The organism is Olsenella intestinalis, from assembly GCF_023276655.1.
Lineage (GTDB): Bacteria > Actinomycetota > Coriobacteriia > Coriobacteriales > Atopobiaceae > Olsenella_J > Olsenella_J intestinalis.
Genome location: NZ_JALGRK010000001.1, coordinates 300,084 through 318,487 on the forward strand (window position 1 = coordinate 300,084; position 18,404 = coordinate 318,487).

Annotated in this window: 18 protein-coding genes; 4 read left to right on the top strand and 14 right to left on the bottom strand. The window is 66.7% G+C overall.

Going from position 1 to position 18,404, the window contains the following annotated elements:
* Positions 1 to 32: 32 nt before the first annotated feature.
* From M5D76_RS01180 to tilS, 4 genes are all read right to left on the bottom strand, one after another.
* Positions 33 to 1,214: a pyridoxal phosphate-dependent aminotransferase gene (locus M5D76_RS01180; RefSeq protein WP_248921579.1), complete on the bottom strand. Its 1,182-nt coding sequence runs from the start codon at positions 1,212 to 1,214 to the stop codon at positions 33 to 35.
* 23 nt (positions 1,215 to 1,237) lie between these two features.
* Entirely contained in the window at positions 1,238 to 3,271 is a 2,034-nt protein-coding gene (ftsH, locus tag M5D76_RS01185) for an ATP-dependent zinc metalloprotease FtsH (protein ID WP_248922339.1), read from the bottom strand.
* 178 nt (positions 3,272 to 3,449) lie between these two features.
* Complete coding sequence (hpt, locus tag M5D76_RS01190; protein ID WP_248921580.1) at positions 3,450 to 3,998, bottom strand: hypoxanthine phosphoribosyltransferase; 549 nt, start codon at positions 3,996 to 3,998, stop codon at positions 3,450 to 3,452.
* 45 nt (positions 3,999 to 4,043) lie between these two features.
* Positions 4,044 to 5,567 carry a tRNA lysidine(34) synthetase TilS gene (gene tilS, locus M5D76_RS01195; protein WP_248921581.1) on the bottom strand — a complete coding sequence of 508 codons (1,524 nt, stop codon included), beginning with the start codon at positions 5,565 to 5,567 and terminating at the stop codon, positions 4,044 to 4,046.
* Between the two features lie 144 nt (positions 5,568 to 5,711).
* On the opposite strand from tilS, the gene M5D76_RS01200 reads away from it, so the two are divergent.
* Positions 5,712 to 6,533, top strand: coding sequence for an MBL fold metallo-hydrolase (locus tag M5D76_RS01200; protein ID WP_248921582.1), 822 nt, complete (start codon positions 5,712 to 5,714; stop codon positions 6,531 to 6,533).
* A gap of 155 nt (positions 6,534 to 6,688) precedes the next feature.
* Here M5D76_RS01200 and M5D76_RS01205 read toward each other — a convergent pair whose 3' ends face one another.
* The 5 genes from M5D76_RS01205 to M5D76_RS01225 all read right to left on the bottom strand — a co-directional run bounded on the left by M5D76_RS01205 (position 6,689) and on the right by M5D76_RS01225 (position 9,783).
* Positions 6,689 to 7,018, bottom strand: a complete 330-nt coding sequence (locus tag M5D76_RS01205) for a hypothetical protein (RefSeq protein ID WP_248921583.1) — start codon at positions 7,016 to 7,018, stop codon at positions 6,689 to 6,691.
* Positions 7,019 to 7,114: 96 nt separating this feature from the next.
* Positions 7,115 to 7,948: a PTS system mannose/fructose/sorbose family transporter subunit IID gene (locus tag M5D76_RS01210; protein ID WP_248921584.1), complete on the bottom strand. Its 834-nt coding sequence runs from the start codon at positions 7,946 to 7,948 to the stop codon at positions 7,115 to 7,117.
* Entirely contained in the window at positions 7,948 to 8,814 is an 867-nt protein-coding gene (locus M5D76_RS01215) for a PTS mannose/fructose/sorbose/N-acetylgalactosamine transporter subunit IIC (RefSeq protein WP_248921585.1), read from the bottom strand. The genes M5D76_RS01210 and M5D76_RS01215 overlap by 1 nt, the downstream gene beginning before the upstream one ends.
* A 9-nt stretch (positions 8,815 to 8,823) precedes the next feature.
* Entirely contained in the window at positions 8,824 to 9,321 is a 498-nt protein-coding gene (locus M5D76_RS01220) for a PTS sugar transporter subunit IIB (protein WP_248921586.1), read from the bottom strand.
* Between the two features lie 30 nt (positions 9,322 to 9,351).
* Positions 9,352 to 9,783: a PTS sugar transporter subunit IIA gene (locus M5D76_RS01225; protein ID WP_248921587.1), complete on the bottom strand. Its 432-nt coding sequence runs from the start codon at positions 9,781 to 9,783 to the stop codon at positions 9,352 to 9,354.
* Between the two features lie 312 nt (positions 9,784 to 10,095).
* Between M5D76_RS01225 and M5D76_RS01230 the strand changes: the two genes are divergently transcribed.
* Positions 10,096 to 10,947 carry a helix-turn-helix transcriptional regulator gene (locus tag M5D76_RS01230; RefSeq protein WP_248921588.1) on the top strand — a complete coding sequence of 284 codons (852 nt, stop codon included), beginning with the start codon at positions 10,096 to 10,098 and terminating at the stop codon, positions 10,945 to 10,947.
* Positions 10,948 to 11,027: 80 nt separating this feature from the next.
* On the opposite strand, the gene M5D76_RS01235 is transcribed toward M5D76_RS01230, so the two are convergent.
* Complete coding sequence (locus M5D76_RS01235; protein WP_248921589.1) at positions 11,028 to 11,876, bottom strand: HAD-IIB family hydrolase; 849 nt, start codon at positions 11,874 to 11,876, stop codon at positions 11,028 to 11,030.
* Positions 11,877 to 12,530: 654 nt separating this feature from the next.
* On the opposite strand from M5D76_RS01235, the gene M5D76_RS09235 reads away from it, so the two are divergent.
* Positions 12,531 to 14,495: an InlB B-repeat-containing protein gene (locus M5D76_RS09235; protein WP_248921590.1), complete on the top strand. Its 1,965-nt coding sequence runs from the start codon at positions 12,531 to 12,533 to the stop codon at positions 14,493 to 14,495.
* Positions 14,496 to 14,613: 118 nt separating this feature from the next.
* Here the strand turns inward: M5D76_RS09235 and M5D76_RS01245 are convergent, their stop codons facing one another.
* The 3 genes from M5D76_RS01245 to M5D76_RS01255 are packed head-to-tail and all read right to left on the bottom strand — an operon-like array spanning position 14,614 to position 15,793.
* Entirely contained in the window at positions 14,614 to 14,988 is a 375-nt protein-coding gene (locus M5D76_RS01245; protein ID WP_248921591.1) for a VOC family protein, read from the bottom strand.
* Between the two features lie 41 nt (positions 14,989 to 15,029).
* On the bottom strand, positions 15,030 to 15,404 hold the full coding sequence (locus M5D76_RS01250; protein WP_248921592.1) for a hypothetical protein: 375 nt from the start codon (positions 15,402 to 15,404) through the stop codon (positions 15,030 to 15,032).
* A gap of 17 nt (positions 15,405 to 15,421) precedes the next feature.
* The gene (locus M5D76_RS01255; protein ID WP_248921593.1) at positions 15,422 to 15,793 is read right to left on the bottom strand and encodes a hypothetical protein; all 372 of its coding nucleotides are present in this window, start codon (positions 15,791 to 15,793) and stop codon (positions 15,422 to 15,424) included.
* Positions 15,794 to 16,056: 263 nt separating this feature from the next.
* Here M5D76_RS01255 and M5D76_RS01260 point away from each other — a divergent pair, with 263 nt between their 5' ends.
* Positions 16,057 to 16,887 (top strand): YihY/virulence factor BrkB family protein, encoded by an 831-nt coding sequence (locus tag M5D76_RS01260; RefSeq protein WP_248921594.1) that lies wholly within the window; start codon positions 16,057 to 16,059, stop codon positions 16,885 to 16,887.
* Here the strand turns inward: M5D76_RS01260 and M5D76_RS01265 are convergent.
* Positions 16,884 to 18,359 (bottom strand): HD domain-containing protein, encoded by a 1,476-nt coding sequence (locus M5D76_RS01265; protein ID WP_248921595.1) that lies wholly within the window; start codon positions 18,357 to 18,359, stop codon positions 16,884 to 16,886. The genes M5D76_RS01260 and M5D76_RS01265 overlap by 4 nt on opposite strands.
* Positions 18,360 to 18,404 lie beyond the last annotated feature (45 nt).

An 18,404-nucleotide genomic window follows, 5' to 3' on the forward strand; every position in this document is an offset into this window, starting at 1 on the left:
TTGCGACGCTGGCGGTGGTTGCGCGGTGGTTGCTACTCGTAGAGGGCGGCGAGGCGCTCCCAGGCGGGCATCGAGCCGTCGATGGTCTCGCGGCTGACGCAGTAACCGAGGCGGACCCAGCCCTCGCAGCCGAAGCTGTTGGACGGAACCGGGAGGAGCTCGAGGTCGCGGGCGCGCTGGAAGAACGCCTCGGCGTCGGGCTCGAGCGACTTGACCCACAGGTAGAAGGCGCCCTGCGGCTCGATGTAGTGGTAGCCGAGGCGCGAGAGCCCGCTCGTGAGGGCCTCGCGGTTGGCGGCGTAGGCCTCGATGTTCGTGGGCTCGTCGACGCAGTCGATCAGCACGCGCTGGAAGAGCGCGGGCGCGCAGACGAAGCCGAGCTTGCGGCCGGCGCCGGCGATCGCGAAGACGAGCTCGTCGTGGTCGGGGTTCGTGTTGGGCACGAGGACCCAGCCGATGCGCTCGCCGGGCAGGCTGAGCGACTTGGAGTACGAGTAGCACACGATGGTGCGCTCGTAGATGGCGGGCACCCAGGGCACCTCGCAGCCGTAGGCGATCTCGCGATAGGGCTCGTCGGAGATGAGGTAGATCTCGTGGCCGAAGGCGTCGGAGCGCTCGCGCAGGGCGTCGGCGAGGGCCGAGAGGTTCTCGGCGGAGTAGACGGCGCCCACGGGGTTGTTGGGCGAGTCGATCATGACGGCCTTGGTCTTGGCAGTGGTCGCGGCGGCCACGGCGGCGACGTCGACCTGGAAGGTCTCGGGGTCGGCCATGACCTCGACGCAGGTGGCGCCCGCGGTCTCGATCCAGACGCGGTACTCCGGGAAGTACGGGGCGATCACGATGACCTCGTCGCCGGGGTTGACGAGCGCGTGGAGCGTGATCGAGATCGACGCGGCGGCGCCGCAGGTGAGGTAGACGTCACCCGGCTCGTAGGACGTGTTGAACCGGCGGTTGAGCGAGGAGCTCACCGCGGCGCGGGCCTCGGGCAGGCCCGCGGCCGGCGTGTAGCTGTGCAGCACGGTCGGCGGCAGGGCGGCGTTTCGCTCGATCGAGGCGCGCACGGCGGCGGGCGCCGGGATCGAGGGGTTGCCGAGCGAGAAGTCGAAGACGTTGCCGGCCCCGATCTCGGCCTTGCGCGCGGCGCCGTAGGCCGCGATCTCTCGGATGGATGACTTCGCCGCGCCGAAGGCGTAGCTGGCCTCGTTGATGGACATGCTCTCCTCTTTCGCGCTCGGTGCTAGTCGGTCTCGCCGTCGTCGGTATCCGCGGTCGCAGCCTCGGGGGGCGCGTCGTCGGCGGAGGCGTCGTCGGCGACGGTGTCGCTCTTCTCGGCGGCGTCGGCTTCGGGTGCGGTGGGCTCGGCGTCAGCCGCGGCGTCGGCATCAGCCTCGGGCACGTTCGCGGGGTCGGCCTCGGGGTGCTCGGCCACGTAGGCGTCCCAGCGGCCGTCGAGCAGCGCGTCAACGATGTCGCCCTCGACGGTCTCGCGGGCGAGAAGGACCTTCGCCATGGTCTCCATCTGGTCGCGGCGCTCGGAGAGCACCTTGCGCGCACGGTCATGGGCCTCGCGCATGATGCGCTCGACCTCGTCGTCAATGCGCTTGGAGGTCTCGGCGGACAGGTCGCTGTGGTTGGCGTAGTCTCGGCCGAGGAAGACCTCGTGCTGCGCCTCGCCGAAGACCTGCGCGCCCAAATCGTCGCTCATACCGAAGCGGGTGACCATCTCGCGGGCGATCTTGGTCGCGCGCTCGAGGTCGTTCGAGGCGCCGGTGGTGATGTCCTCGCAGAAGATCTCCTCCGCGGTGCGCCCGCCGAGAAGGACGGCGATCTGGTCGAGCATGCCGTCGCGGGTCTCGAGGAAGTGGTCCTCCTCGGGAAGTTGCAGGGTGTAGCCGAGGGCACGACCGCGGCTGATGATCGAGATCTTGTGCACGGGGTCGCTGTTCTCGAGCACGTGGCCCACCAGCGCGTGTCCGCTCTCGTGGTAGGCGATGGTCACGCGCTCGCGCTCCGTCATCACCCTCCCCTTCTTCTCGGGGCCGGCGATGACGCGCTCCATGGCCTCCTCCACGTCCTCCATCGTGATGCGCTCCTGGCGACGGCGCGCGGCGAGAAGGGCGCTCTCGTTCATGAGGTTGGAGAGGTCGGCGCCCGTGAAGCCGGGCGTGAGCTTCGCGATCTTGTCGAAGCTGACCTCGTCGTCGAGCGGCTTGTTCTGCGCGTGGACGGAGAGGATCCTCTCGCGGCCCTTCACGTCGGGGCGGTCGACGGTGACCTGGCGGTCGAAGCGGCCGGGGCGCAGCAGCGCCGGGTCCAGGATGTCGGGGCGGTTGGTCGCCGCGATCAGGATGACCGCCGAGGTGTCGGCGAAGCCGTCCATCTCGACGAGCAGCTGGTTCAGGGTCTGCTCGCGCTCGTCGTGGCCGCCGCCGAGGCCGGCGCCACGCTGGCGTCCCACGGCGTCGATCTCGTCGATGAACACGATGGAGGGCGCGGACTCCTTGGCCTGCTTGAACAGGTCGCGGACGCGGCTCGCGCCGACGCCGACGAACATCTCGACGAAGTCGGAGCCCGAGATCGAGAAGAACGGCACGCCCGCCTCGCCGGCGACGGCCTTGGCGAGCAGCGTCTTGCCGGTTCCCGGAGGGCCGACGAGCAGCACGCCGTGCGGGATCTTGGCGCCCATCTTGAGGTAGCGCTCGGGCTCCTTCAGGAAGTCGCGGACCTCCTTCAGCTCCTCGACGGCCTCGTCGATGCCGGCGACGTCGGAGAACTTGACCTTGGGACGCGTCTCCTCCGAGGTGCGCGCGCCCTTGGCGCGGCCGAATCCCATCTGCTTGCCGTTGGCGTTGTTCATCTGGCCCATGAAGTAGACGAGCGCGGCCACGACCACCAGCGTCGGGATGACCGAGATCGCCACGGTCTCCCAGATCTCGTTGCTCGACGTGTCGATGGAGAACTTGGTGCCGGTGTGCTGGCCCATGAGGTCCTGCAGCGAGTCGGTGCCCACGTAGAAGCTCTTGAACGCGACCGCCTTCGACGAGTCGCCGCGCGAGGCGCTGTCGCGCCAGTACTTGCCCGCCAGGCTCGCGTCCTCGGTCTTGAACGTGACCGACTCGACGCGGTCCTCGCGCACGGCCGACACGAAGTCGTTGGTCGACAGGTCGTCGGGCTGGGGCGCCTGCGAGTTGGGCAGCACGTAGTTGAAGAGCACGAAGCCGATTGTCGCAACGAGGATGAGTAGGCTGATGAGATTCTGACGCGGCCTCATGGGACCGGGTGTGCCAAGGTTGCGCGGGTCGAGCTCGTTCTTGTTCTTTTCAGACACGTTTGTATGGCTCCTAGCTGCGCTGACGCGCACGCGACTTCACATGGTGCAACGAGGGGCGCCTTCGCCGCGCTCGGGGCGATGGCGACGCGGCCGCCCGTGGCGGCCGCGAATCACATTCCTACTCGTACACCTCGTGCTTGAGGACGCCCACGTAGGGCAGGTTGCGGTAACGCTCCGCATAGTCGAGGCCGTAGCCCACGATGAACTCGTCGGGCACGTGGGTGCCGACGTAGTCGGGGGTGACGGCCGCGGTGTGGTTCGGGATGTCCTTGACCGCGAAGGCGCAGATCTTGATCGACTTCGCGCCACGGCCCTTGAGGAGGTCAATCAGGTAGCTGAGCGTGAGGCCCGAGTCGAGGATGTCCTCGGCGATCAGCACGTCGCGACCCTCGATCTGGGTGTCGAGGTCCTTAACGATGCGCACGACGCCGGAGCTCTTCACGCCGGAGCCGTAGCTCGACACGGCCATGAAGTCCACCGCGCACGGCACCGTGATGGAGCGCATGAGGTCCGCGGTGAAGACGAAGGCGCCGCGCAGGACGGCGACGACGAGCGGGTTCTTGCCCTCGTAGTCGCGAGAGATCTCGCTGCCGAGCCGCTCGATGACGCTCTGGATCTCCTCCTCGCTGATGAGAACCTTCTCGATGTCGTGATGCAGCTCGGCCATGCTCTTCTCCTCGTCTCATGCGTCCCGCGCCCTGAGCGTGGGGCACTACTCGCTCGTAAGCACCAATTCTAGCAGCAGCCTCGTGTCCGGCGTAGAGCGAACGCGCTCATCGGGACGAATTCCCGCAACCCACACCACGCTGCCGCTGGGCCGCGTCCTCACGACCGGCACGAGGTGGCGGTCGGCCGCGGGCACCTGCGCCTCGTTCAGCAGGTCAGACAGCTTCTTCGACTGCCCGTGCATGCCCAGCGGGCACATCACGTCGCCGGGCTGCGCGCAGTCCACCCAGAGCCTGCCCACCTGCGCGCGGTCGAGCCCGCAGGCCCCCGCGTCGAGCAGCACCGACATGCCCTCGAACTCGAGCGCGTGCGCACGCGCCAGCTCGGGCGCCCGAGACCCCGCCGGGACCTCGGTGAGGCGGGCGAGAAGAGCACGGCCGTCGCCGAGCTCGAGCCTCCCCGGCACCTCGATCCAGCTCGCCAGCGTCTGGTCGCCCTCGCCGTGCGCGCGGACGAAGAGCATCCCGTACTCGACGCGGACGTCGCAGGCCATCGGCACGCTCGCCGACCCGCGTCCGCGCGCCACGAGCTCGAGCACGCGCGCGACGTGGCGCGCCTCGAGCCTGGCCTCGGGGCAGACGTCCAGGATCGCCTTGCGCACCACGCGCCTCGCGATCGCCACCTCGCAGGCGGCGAGGCGGCGCGCGTCGAGCGCGACCATCGTCTCGGAGGTGCGCCTCGTCAGGTCGCGGTAGGTGCGCGACGCCACCTGGTTGAGGTAGCTGTCCTCGTCCGAGAGGATGTCGCAGCAGGTCGAGATGCTGGCCATGGCGCGCGGGTTTCTCGCCAGCACCTTGGGCATGACCTCGTGGCGCACGTAGGCGCGCAGGTAGTGCGTGTCGGAGTTCGTGTCATCCTCGCGCCACACGATGCCGCGCATGCGCAGGATGTCGCAGAGCTCCTCGTGCGTGCGGCCCAGGAGCGGCCGCACGATGCGGTTGCGGCGGCGCGGGATCGACGAGAGGCCCGCGGTGCCCGTGCCCCTGATCGCGTTCATGAAGAAGGTCTCGCTGCGGTCGTTGGCCGTGTGCGCCGTGAGGATGCGCGCGGCCGAGCGGGGCGTGCCCATCTCGGCGGACAGCTCGTTGGCGAGCTTCGACGCCTCGGCGTAGCGCACCTCGCGCCCCACGTTCTCCACGTTCGAGTCCGACCCGGCCGCGCCGCGCCCGCCCTCGCGCGCAAGCGCCGCCACGTCCACGCGGCGGATGGTACAGGGGATGCCGAAGCGCGCCGAGAGCTCGCGGACGAACTCCTCGTCCTCCTCGGCGTCGATGCCGCGCAGCTGGTGATTGATGTGCAGCACGTGCAGGCGCTCGCGGGCGATGCGCGCGCAACCGCGACCGTCCTCGACGTCGAGCGCCTCGGTCGCGGCGAGCACGAGCAGCGCCGTCGAGTCGGCGCCGCCCGACACCATGAGCACCACGGGCGCCCGCAGCTCGTCGGACGTGACGCCCGACGGATGGGCGAAACGCTGCTCGGGCGAGGCGTATCTGCGACTGACGCTTGGCACGACGGGTCCTTCCTTCTCTTGCGCATCGCGGCGGCCCGCGAAAAGTTTCGTGCCCCATTCTACGGCAGCGCACCTGCTAGAGTTGCGGTGTAACGACATGGGCGCAGGACGCACAACAGCGCCCGGCGTCGGCGAGGGAGGACCATGGAGCCCAAGATTCACCTGCACGTTCTGGCCAGCGGCTCGAAGGGGAACGCCGCCGTAGTGGAGGGCCCCGCCGGCTCCGTCCTCATCGACTGCGGACTCTCCCTGCGCGAGCTGAGGCGTCGCGCCGACGAGCTCGGAGCCAACGTCGACGACCTCGAGGCCGTCCTCGTCACGCACGAGCACGCCGACCACACGAGCGGCCTGCGCGTGCTGTCCAACAACTGCGACGGCGAGCTCATCGCGACCACGGGCACGGCCTCGGCGCGCTCCGACCTTCTTGCCCTGCCCTTCTCCCTCATCTCACACGACGAGACCCTCGAGATCGCGGGCATGGTCGTGAGCGCATTTCCCACCTCGCACGACGTCGCCGACCCCATCGGCCTGCTCTTCTCGGTCGCAGACGACGAGGGCGAGGTCGTCGACTCCGTCGGCTGGTGCACGGACACGGGATACCTCACGGCCGAGGCGCTGGGCGCCCTGCGCGGCGTGCGCATCCTCGGCATCGAGAGCAACCACGACAGCGAGATGCTCGCCCACGGCCCCTACCCCGCCTTCCTCAAGCGCCGCGTGGCCGGCGAGCACGGTCACCTCTCCAACGACCAGTGCGCGGAGGCCCTGCCTCTGCTCGTGGGCCCGGACACCGAGACCGTGGTCGCCCTTCACCTCTCCGAGAAGAACAACCGCCCCTCCGTCTGCATCCGCACGCTTGCCGCGGCGCTCGACGCCGAGGTCATGGGCTCCGGCGTCGAGGCGCGCACCCCGGACGGACGCGTGAGCATCGTCGCCGCCAGCCAGACCGAGCCCCTCACGATCTGGTAGCGCAACCCCAGGCTGCCCTCAAAGCCCGTCGCGCCCCAAGGCCCACCTCCACCCTCGCTCGAGAGACAAAAATCGCCCCGCACGGCGTGGGACCGCACGGGGCAAGAGGAAGAGGAGGTCAAACTTTAGGCGAATCTGCTGGATGCAGGGACACACTACTTCGAGGCAGCGTGCGCGCTGATGTCCTCAAGCATCGCGTTCACGTTCTGCCTGCCGTGTGATATGCCGACTCGCAAGACGATGACAAAGGCAAGGGTCAGAGCACTGAGGACGGCCCCCACGACGCCGGCGACGATACCGCCGCCCTCGACGAAGCCCCAGATTGCCAGGAGAACGCCCGCGGCGAGGACCGCGTAGCCGAGCCTGAGCCAAACCTGCAGCCTCTGAAGCGCGAGGGTCTGGGCGCGAGCCTCGATCACCAGCGGGTTATCGGTCTCGGCCCACTTGCGGCGGTGGATCTTCTCCTCAAGGTCAATTCCAAACATCTCATCATCCTTGCGACGACACCAAAAGGATTCGTCCCGTCGGCACAGGGGCCGACAGGGGGCCCGGCGACTGGCGCCGGGCCCGCGGGCAGCCTACTAGTAGGAGAGGCCCGGGTTGAAGAAGCCCACGAGGACGCCGACGAGGGCGACCACGACGAGCAGGCCCATCACAAGAGTCGGGGACATCTTGCGCTTGGTCATGAGCCACCAGCAAAGCCACACGAAGAAGAAGTTCAGCAGCTTCGGGAAGATCGAGTCGAGGGTGTCCTGCAGCACGAGCGAGCTGTCAGCGGAGAAGGGCACCTCGAGGGCCGTCGTGATGTTGATCCAGGTCGCGGCGACGGAGCCGATGACCATGGTGCCGACCATGACGATCGAGGAGCGAAGGGCCGCGGACTGCGGGCCGACGAGGGCCTCGACGGCGGAGCCGCCGAGCTCATAGCCCTGGTTGAAGGCGAACTTCATGCCGAAGTACATGGCAAGGTTCCACACCAGGACGTAGAACAGGGGGCCGAGCACGCTGCCGCCGGTCGAGAGGCCGAGGGCGATGCCGAGCAGGATGGGGATGAAGGTGCCGACGATGATGGAGTCACCGAGGCCGGCAAGCGGGCCCATGAGGCCGGCGCGGATGCCGTTGATGGTGTCGTCGTCGAGCGGCTCGCCGTTGGCGCGCGCCTCCTCGAGGCCGACGGTGAGGCCCACGACCATGGTGCCGATCTGGGGCTCGGTGTTGAAGAAGGTGCGGTAGGTGGAGATGGACTTCACCTTGTCCTCGTCGTTGTCGTAGAGCTCGTCCACGACGGGCAGCATGGCGGCCAGGTAGCCGAACGTCTGCATGTGCTCCTGCGAGAAGCAGGTGAGGTTACCGTAGATCCAGTTGCGGAAGGCACTCTTGCGGGCCTTCGCGGAGACTTTCTTGAGGTCTGCCATTAGATGTCCTCCTCTTCCTCGTCATCGAGCGTTGCGGCAGCGTCTGCGGCGAGCGCCGGACGGGCGGTCTTGAGCTGCTCCACCTTGTAGTTGATCAGCGCGAAGAACACGGCGATGAGGGCGGAGGCGATGAGGTTGCAGCCCATGACGGCCGCGAGGGTGAAGCCGAGGCCGAAGGTGACCCAGTCAAGCGGCTTCTGGATGACCTGCTTGCACAGGATGGCGACACCGACGGCGGGAAGGAGCGAGCCAACGGTGAAGAGCGTCTTCATGGCGACGCCGTCCATGGGCAGGTAGTCCTTCATGAGGCCGACCATGGACTCACCGGCGAGGCAGATGACGACGGTCGGGATGAACGAGAACGCGATGTGGCTGATCCAGGGAAGGACGAAGTCGACCAGGGGAATGGTCTTCTTGATCGTCTTCCAGTTGCCACCGTCCATGGCCTTCCAGCCGATGCCCTGCCAAACGAGGTTCATCGTGGCGGTGCCATAGAAGAGAACGGTGCCGAGGGTGCCGACGGCGGCACCGAGGGAGGCCGCGAGGCCGGAGGCCGCCTCGGAAGAGGGGTCGAGGCCCTGGGCGCGAATCGCCAGGATGGCGAGAGGGATGCCGATGTAGGTAACGGCACGAACGTCGGCGGAGACGGTTCCGCCGGGGGTCACCAGCGCGATGTAGACGAGCTGGATCGAGGCACCAACGATGATGCCGGTCTGGATGTCGCCCATGATGAGGCCGACGACGAGACCACCCACGAGGGGTCGACCGAGCGTGTAGTTACCGATGGTGGTGCCGCCCATGCCGGGCAGGGATGCCAGGCAGGCAAAGAGTCCGAGAAGGACTGCCTGAACAATGTTGATTCCCATTGCTCCTCCTTACTTGACGTCGAACTGTCCGCGGAACTTGGGCCACTCGCCGATGGAGGCCTCCTTGATGAGGGCGAACTCCACCGTGTAGCCGGCCTTCGTGATGTCCTCGAAGGCCTGAGCCTCTTCCGCGGTAATGGACTGGTTGTTCCCGAGCTTGACCGTGTCGGGGCGGTCGTTGCACGGCCCGACGATCACTCGATCCACGTCGGACGGCTTGAAGCCAAAGTCAACGAGGATCTCGCGCATGTCGAGCGGGTTCTTGGTGATCAGGAAGTACTGCGTCTTGCTGTCAAGAACCTTCTGCGCGTTCTCCTTGAAGTGATCCATGGTCCAGACGAAGATCTTCTTGTCGGACGCGGCACCCTTGTACGCGGCCTTGAGCACGGGGTTGCTCGCGGCAACGTCGTTGACGGCGATGATGCCGTCGCAGGGATACTCGAGACTCCAGCGGGTCACGGTCTGGCCGTGGATCATGCGGTCGTCGATACGCACAAACGAAATCATGGTTGTTCCTCCTACTTCCCCAAATCCCCTTTAAAGTTCTTCGTCCTCGTCGCCCTCGAGCTCGAGAACGACCTGGCGAACGCCTTCGCGCGCCTCGCTCATAACGGACTCAACGAGCGTGGCGTCGTCCGCGCCGTCGTCGACTGCCATCAGCGCACTGATGGCCATCGGCAGGCTCAGGCCCCCCAGGGCGATCGTGTTGGCGATGAGCCCCTTCTCGGTAAGGACGTTGAGCGCATTGGTAAGCGGCGATCCACCCACGATGTCGCCGAGCACGACGACGGAGTCGTCTGCCCCAATGGGCTCAATGGCGGCGCGCAGCCCCTCCATATAGGCGTCTGCGGAGACGCCGTCCTCCATGGAGTAGCTGATCACGTCCTCCCTGTCGCCCAGAAGCATCTTCGTGACGCTGTGGACGCCGGGGGCCATCGTGCCGTGGCTCACCAAAAGCACGTACCTCATATGGTCTAACCTCCCTTCACCTCTCTTGGCTCCATCAAGGCTGCATTGAGACGAGATTGGCGTGACTGCCGAGAAGAGCTCGGCCCCCTGCCTGCCCGTCACCCATGACGCGTAAGTATTATTGATTCGGTGCATTTTTCGTGATACCAGTTGCGTAACGATTTATTGCAAATCTGAGTAAGTTTGGGTTACAGTCTGAAAACACGTCACATGCACTATCCCCTGAACAGGCGTTTTACGCGCGACAGGCGGGATTTGTTTACACATTTGAGCGAACTGCTTTTCCAAATGTGAAGCGAATGGGAGCGAATTATGGAGGACTTCGAGCTCGAGGAAGTTGCACGCGAGGCAGAGATGTCCACGTTGCTCACCACCCAGGAAATCATCGATGCAATCAGTTACGTGAACCAGGGTGACGACGACGGCAGCACCGTCTCGCAGGGCGTCGCCTACTCGAAGCACATGTACTTCGTCGCGGTGAACACCCACGTGACGTCCCGAGAGATCGCGGAGCAGTACGAGGCGTTCTCCTCCTTCATCTCGATGGGCGACGCCGAGGGCCTGCTCGGCTTCATCAGGACCAACATGCCCCTCATGGAGCTGCACACCTCGGAGGACCCGCTGCTGCAGGGGCGCGCGTCCATCGCCTTCCTCGCGAACTACTGCTCGAACGCGGCGCACAGCGGTGGCCTGCCGGTGGCCCGCTGCTTCAGCATCACGCAGGACTACATGCGCCTCGCGAACGACTCCATCAACGAGGAGCTCGTGCACTTCCTCATGCTGCCGATGATGCTCGAGCTCACCAAGGCCGTCGGCACCGAGGGCCGCGCCTACGCGCACCCGCTCTCGCACCACGCAATCACCTACGCGCGAAGCCACCTGAGCGAGGCGCTCGACGGCGACTCGGTGGCCGAGGCCTGCGGCGTGAGCCGAAAGACCCTCTGCACGCGCTTCAAGAAGGAGACCGGCGAGACCTTCGCCTCCTACGTGCGCCGCCTGCGTGTCGAGCGCGCGCGACGCCTGCTCGACACGACCGACCACGAGGTGGCGCACATCGCCTACGAGACGGGCTTCTCGTCGCAGAGCCACCTGCAGACCGTGTTCAAGCAGATGACCGGCTACACGCCGCGCGAGTGGCGCATGCGCGAGGAGAGCAGGATCTAGCCCGGCCCGCGCCGGCCTCGCATGCACGCGCCGCCGAGAGAAGCGCGGCGCCTCGCCGGGCGCGTCGCCTGGGGCGCTCGCTATGCGCGGCCGAGGACGAGCCGCTCGAGGGCGCGCGCGACGCCACCCTCCACGTTGGACCAGGGAAGCACCGCCGACGCAGCCTCCTTCACGGCGTCCTCGGCGTTGGCCATCGCGAACGAGCGCTCGACAGCGCCCATCATGTCGAGGTCGTTGGGGGCATCGCCGAACGCGACGGCGCCGGCGGCGTCGATCCCCTCGTGCTCGCAGATGAGACGCACGGCCTGGCTCTTGCTCACGCCGCGCACCATGACCTCGCAAAGGTTGGCGTTCGAGCGCACGACGGAAAGCCGCGGGTAGCGCTCGGACAGCAGCGCCTCGGCCGCGAGGATCGGCTCCGGCTCACCCATGACGAGCAGCTTGTGCACGCCGCGCTCGCCAAAGGTCCCCTCGATGTCACCGGACTCGCGGGCGCTGGCCTGCACGAAGTACTCCTCGCGCGCGACGAGCGGGTTGGAGCGGTCGTCCACGATCCACTCGTGGTAGCCGTAGGTGCCCACGGCGAGCTGCGGCAGCTCGCGGCCGATCAGGTCCTTGGCGTCGCGGGCGACGTCTGTCGGGAAGGTCCTGCTGAAGATCTCGGAGCCGTCTGCGGCAAGGACGAGCCCTCCGGAGAAGCAGGCGATGGGCCCCGTGAAGCCGAGCGCCTCGTGGATGGGATAGAGCCCCTCGGGCGAGCGGGCCGAAACAAGGCAGACCGGCACGCGCGCGGCCACCTCGGCCATCACGGGAGCCGTGCTCGCGATCGGGTGGTGGTCGGCGTCGACGAGCGTCCCGTCCACGTCCGTGAACACGATGCCCACGCTCTTCTCGCCTGCGTCCTGACCGTCCCAGGCCTCGATGCCCATGGTGCCTCCCTCGTTGCGTTCGCTCTCATGGCCGCATTGTACGGCGAGGGGCGCCCGGCCGTATTGCAGCCGTGCGCCATCCGCCGGCGCGATGCGGTTACACGCGTGATACGCATGCGATGGGGCGCCCGGGCAGTCTTTGCGGGCGGGCGGCGCCACGAATGCGACGGTTTCTGTGACGTTTGCCGACGAGGGCGCGGCGAGATATCGCGGACCGTTTGATTTGAAAGTAAAATTGTCGCATATATCTGCGCCGATAAGGGAAGGTCCTGGCGAGCCCGAGAGCCCGTCGGGATGGCTCGAGCAAAACGAGGATCAAACGGACCGCGCGTGGCACACAGGGGTGCGTACGCTTTCGAACCGAGGGAGACACCAATGATGGGACGGCCAAGGGCACTTGGTTTTCTGCTCAGCCTTGTGCTGGCACTGGGGCTCTTCGTGGGCCTGGCGACGAACGCCAGGGCAGACGAGCCGACGACGTACTCGTTCGACTATGCGTATGACTGCCAGAGGGATCCAGCCTATCCGACGACGGGTGGCTCATGCACCGTATTCAGCTTCGATAAACCCTTGATTAGCTGGGGAACGCATGCCGAAGACTACTCAGGCACCTGGAGCCTGACATACTTTGGACTGTACAAGGACCACAGTGACGTGAGCAGCGATCGCCCCGCATCCGTCCCCGCCCAGCTGCCGTTCATCGTCGCGTACGTCAAAGACAACTACGGGCTAGCTTCTACAGACAACATCCCCATCTTCGAGCTGAAGGTCAACGGCAACCATGCTGCGTATGGCGTGATTTGCGCCGTTGCCGAAAATAGCAAGGTCCTCTACATCGGTGACACTTGGCGGCTCGGAGGTGGATACGCCCTATCCACTACACCCTTTGACACAGACACCAGACCCACAATCGACGTGTCCAAGGACGTCACCGAGATCCAGGAGGCCCTGAAAGACAGCCCTGCATACACGGTTGCCCTCACGGGTGGTGCCAACGCGACCGCCAGTGGTGGCAACACCACGCAGAACGGACTCATTGGCGGCAAGGACGCCATGACCAAGGTGACGTACACCGCGGGAACCGGCTATCACTTCGACACGTTTGCAGACATTGTCAACAACGACATCACCGCGACGAGGACTTCTGAGACGACCGTCGAGGTATCGGGCACTCCAACGTACAACGCAAGCATCGAAATTCCGAACGCCGTGCCGAACACCTACACCGTGACCCTCGACAACCAGGACGCGACCACCCCGGGCGCCACGAGCGTCACCGCAACCTACGAGAGCCCGCTCCCGAGCATCGCGGGCAACTTGCCAACCAAGACCGACTACCTGTTTGCCGGCTATTTCAGCGAGCCGAACGGCGCTGGCACGCAGTACCTGAACCCCGACGGAACGCCCACGGACGCCGCCTGGGAGACGGCCGGGACGGGTACGATCTACGCGAAGTGGAACCTGGCCCAGAAGAAGCCGAATCCCGAGGCGACGTTCACCGCAACGGACTATGACAAGGGAACGCTGGGCAACATGAAGGAGGGTCAGCAATACCGCATCGACGGCGGCGATTGGATCGACGCCCCGAGCGGTGGCGCCATCGACCTGACGGGCCTCTCCCCCTGCACCATCGAGGTTATCGAGCGCGGCGACGGCGTGACCACCGTCGACAGCGACATCCAAAGGATCGACGTAACGCGGGCCGCCAAGCCCACCACGCCCTCCGCGGCCGACTGCACCACGCTCGCGAACGACGACGGCGCGCTCATCGGCGTGACCGGCGACATGCAGTACAAGGCGTCCGATGCGGACGCCTGGACCTCGGGTGACGGAAGCGTGGTCACGGGCCTTGGGTCCGGCACGTACCTGGTGCGCACAAAGCCAGCCGGGACCGTGCTGGCATCCGAGAACCTGCCGCTGACGGTTCGCTCGTTCCTCTCGCACGTCGTGAAGTTCAGGGTCGTCAACGGCACGTGGGCAGACGGAACGCGCGACGAGAAGGTCGTGACCCTCACCGGCCACGAGGGCGGCGTGCTCGAGCCGACCGCGGACCTGATGCCAATGACCAGCACCATGCTCTGGCTGACCGCAGACCAGATTCCGGCGGTTGGCGGCAATCCGGACGCCGGCTTTGTCGCGGGCTCCTGGGACGTGACGCCGACCACCACGCTGCCGATTGGCGCGGACACGACCTTCACCTACACCTACGCGCCCGACGACCCCGTGACCCCCACCCAGGCGACGGTGACCTTCGACGCCAACGGCGGCACGGGCACCATGGATGCGCTTCCCGTCACCGTCGGCGAGACCGTGAAGCTCACCGCCAACGCCTTCACGCGCGACAGCTACACCTTTGCCGGCTGGAACACCAAGGCCGATGGCACCGGCACCGTCTACGCTGACCTTGCCGAGGTGGAGGTCGCCGAGGACCTGACGCTCTACGCGCAGTGGACGAAGGCCGCGGCCCAAGGCGCCCCCAAGGCAGCAGCGACCTCCACGTCGAAGGGCACCCCCAAGACCGGCGACGCGGACCTTGGCGGCATGTGCGCCCTGCTGGCAGCCGTGGCCGGCGCCGCACTTGTCGCCTCGCGCGGTGCCAGGGGACGCGCCCGCGGCTAGCACGGGCGCGGCTGGCGCGAGATGAACCAGACGAGTGACGCCCCCGGCACCGCGCCGGGGGCGTCGTTGTCACCATGCCACGCAGAGGGGGGGCGACCATGGCCGAGGCTCCTCTCGCCTACCTCCTGATGTGCTCGATGAGGTTGACGCCGAAGCCCGTCGGCGAGATCAGGAAGGCCGAGCGCGAGGACTCGGTCTCGACGCGGCCGTCGCCGTAGACGTTCTCGAAGCCGCGTGCGCGCAGCAGCTCGAAGGCCTCGTCGAAGTCGCGCACGTTGATGCGGATCGCGACCATGTCGGGGAGGTCGAGCCCGGGCGGCTGCGAGATGTCGAGGTAGAAGCCGTCCGCGTTCTTCATGCGGATGCCGCGGACGCCGAGTTCGCCGACCTCTTCCCTGTCGTGGCGACGCTCGAAGCCGAGCTCCTCGAAGAAGGCCGCGGCCGCCTCGGCGTCCTGCGTGACAATCTGCGGGTTGAACGTGGTGATCTGCATGGCGTACCCCTTCTTGTGCGTGGCCTTGCGCAGGCGATGCCCTACGAGCGCTTGTGGTGGCAGAGGTCGAAGGCGAAGCCCGTGGGCGAGACGAGCATCGCCGACTTGTTGGTCGCCGTCTCGACGACGCGGCCGCTCTGGTGCGTGAAGCCCTTCGAGATGAGGAAGTCGTAGGCCTCATCGAAGTCGGGCACGTTCATGCGGATGAGCGTCATGTCGCGGGGGACGTTCTCGACCTGGGAGACGTCGACGTAGAAGCCCTCCGCGTTCTTCATGCGGACATTGAGGGAGTCGATCTCGTCGGAGACCTGCGCCTCGAGGGTGTGCCTGCGCTCGAAGCCGAGCGACTCGAAGAGCTCGATCACCGGCGCCGCGTCCTTGGTGACGATGAGTGGGTTGAATGACGTGAACTTCATGGGACTCCTTCGGCTCGCTACTTGCGAATGTGGTAGGACAGGCTGATCGCGAAGCCCGAGGGCGAGACCATCAGCGCGCTTCTGGACGAGGGCGTCTCGGTGACCTCGTCGCCCGCAGCGTTCTTGAACCCCTTCGAGACGAGGAAGTCGTACGCCTCGTCGAAGTCGCGCACGTTCATGCGGATCACGGTCATGTCCTGCGGGAACTTGTCGACCGTCGCGACGTCCACGCGGAAGTCCTCACCGTACTTGAGGTCGATCGAGGTCACGTCGCTGTGGCTGATGCCGGTCTTGGTGTGGGCGCGCTCGAAGCCGAGCGCCTCGAGCACCTCGACGACCTCGCCTGCGTTCGGACTGAGGATGAGCGGGTTGAATGCGGTAATCTCCATGCGTCCTCCTTGTCACTTGCGGTCCTGCGTCCGTGGCGTCGCGCGCGGGTGAGATGCACTTGCGGATGTCGTCACCTGCGGCGATGCGTGCTCTTCTCAGTATGGCACCGGCCGTTCGGCCGTCCGCGACGCGCGCGGTCCGCACCGGCCGAGTCGACCGATACGTCAGGCGGACGGCGGGGTCGACGGACCCAGACGGGCGGCGGCAGCGAACTATAATGCTTCACACGAATCGTCGACCGAGCGGATGCGGTGAGGCCGTGGTGAGGATCAGGCTGCCAGAGTGGACGAGGACGCCGCTAGCCGTCTTCGAGGAGTTCGGAGGGCTGGCGCCCGGCACGCACGCGTCGAGCATCGCCTACTTCATGTTCCTGTCGCTCATCCCGCTCGTCACCCTGAGCATCTCGCTCACCACGATGCTTGGCCTCGGCGAACGCGAGGTGGCCGGCTTCCTGTGCGCCCTGGTCCCGGGTGCCTTCGACGGCTTCGTCCGACCCCTCATCCACGACGCGTTCAGCCAGTCCGGCGTCGCACTGTCGCTCTCGACCGTCACGCTGCTCATGACCGCGTCGCAGGGGGTGCGGGCGCTCCTTGCGGCGCTCAACGCGGCGTACCGCGTGGACGAGAAGAGAAGCCCCGTCCTCCTGTTCGTGCTCTCGATCGCGGCGTCCGCCGTGCTCGTGCTGCTTTTGGCCGCGGCCGTCTACCTGGTGTTCGGCGGGCTCGCGACGCGCACGCTGACCGCCGTGCTCCCCGGGTTCGTCCCGCACGAGGGCATGCTCGACGCGATTGGCGTCGCGATCGCGATGGCGCTCGCCGTCGTCGCGATCTGCGGCTGCTACACGCACCTGCCCTCGGGCTCCAGGCGCTTCGTCCAGCAGCTGCCGGGCGCTCTTCTCGCCTTCGCGGCATGCGCGGCCATCACCTTTGGCTTTCGCATCTACGTCGACAACTTCTGCAACTTCGACGCGCTCTACGGCAGCATCGCGACGGTGGCGCTGTTCCTCTTCTGGCTGTTCGTCGTGAGCTACGTCCTGATCGCGTGCGCGTTTATGAACCACGTGCTTACGGAGCACGCGCGCCGGCACGCCTAGAAGTCGAGCGTGTCGAGCCGGCCCGTGAGCTCTTCGATCCGCTGCAGGCAGCGATCGATGACCGCCCTCGCCTCCGCCGTGCGCGCCCCGCTCCTGCGCACCTTGCGGATCAGGCGCGTGCAGCACAGGAGCATGGCCTTGTCCTCGACGTCGCGGATTCTCTTCTCGTCATCCGTCTGGAGGTAGGACCTGAGGAAGCGGTCGAAGAAGCGGCCGGCCGTCTCGTACGAGAAGCCCATGAAGTCGGAGACGACGGAGGGGTGGTCCTCGCCCAGGACGACGTAGAAGTAGTAGAGGTCGGCGAGCTCGATGATGGGGTGGCCGCGGGAGACGCGGTCCATGTCGATGAGGAGCGGCTCGCCGCGCATCATGAAGACGTTGTTGGTGTGGAAGTCGCCGTGGACCAGGGTGGAGCGCGCGGGCAGAGCGCCGACGAGGCCCATGCAGCGCTTCGCGAGGCGCTCGTCCTCGTAGGCGACGCCGCCGCGGATGTACTCCTGCACGCGCTCGAGGGCGTCGGGGAAGACGTCGTCCTCGTCGACCTCGATCGAGTGGATCTCGTGCGCGAGCGCCGCCATGAGGTCCGCGTACTCGTCGACGCGGTCGGGCTCGCGGGCGATGTAGGTCGAGAGCGTCTCGGAGTCGACCAGCTCGTACATCGCGCCATAGCGTTCCCCCACGGCCACGATGCCGAACGAGATGGCGGTGGGAACGCCGAGGACGAAGGCCCGGCGGGCGAGGTTGGTCTCGCGCTCGACGTCCTGGAAGAGGTTGTTCTGGTTGAAGACCTTGACCACGAGCTCGTCGTCGTAGCGGTAGACCTCGCCCTTGGCGCCGCGGCCGATGAGCTCGCAGCCGTCCACGGAGAGCTGTCGATACTCCTTGTAGCCGCCCTTCTCGGAGTCGAAGGTGCCGGGCCACATGAAGTTGATGTGCTTGACGAGCTCCTTGAAGGCGCCCGTCCGGTTGAGCGAGAGCTCGAGCGCCTCGGCGACGCTCTTGTAGTACCAGAGCTGGCGCTCGGGGTCTTCCTGGTTCAGCCCGGCCCACATGGCCTCGCCCTGCTCGGCGTAGGTCTGCGAGAGCGAGCGCAGGTTCGCGAGCTTGTCGGCGAGCCACAGCATCTTGACGCCGACGTCGCGTGTCTTCCTCAGGGCGAGCAGCGACCCCTCCTTGCGCCGCTGCCAGGTGGCGCTGCGGTCCTCCCCCGGATACTCGTCCTCGGACTCCGAGGCGACCAAGGACGCGACGCGCCCACCGAAGCGCTTCTCGATCTCGTCGAGGGTGCCGTCGGTGTCCTCCACGACGTCGTGCAGGATGCCCGCCGCGATGACCTCCATGTCGTCGGTCATGGTCGAGAGGATCTGGGCGACCTCCATCGGGTGCAGGATGTACGGACGGCCGCCGAACTTGCGGACCCTTCCCTGGTGCATGATGGTCGCGTAGACGACGGCCTCTTCCAGCAGGTTCATCATATGGGGACCAGCCCTTGCCTTGGGGACGACGCGGGGCGCTGA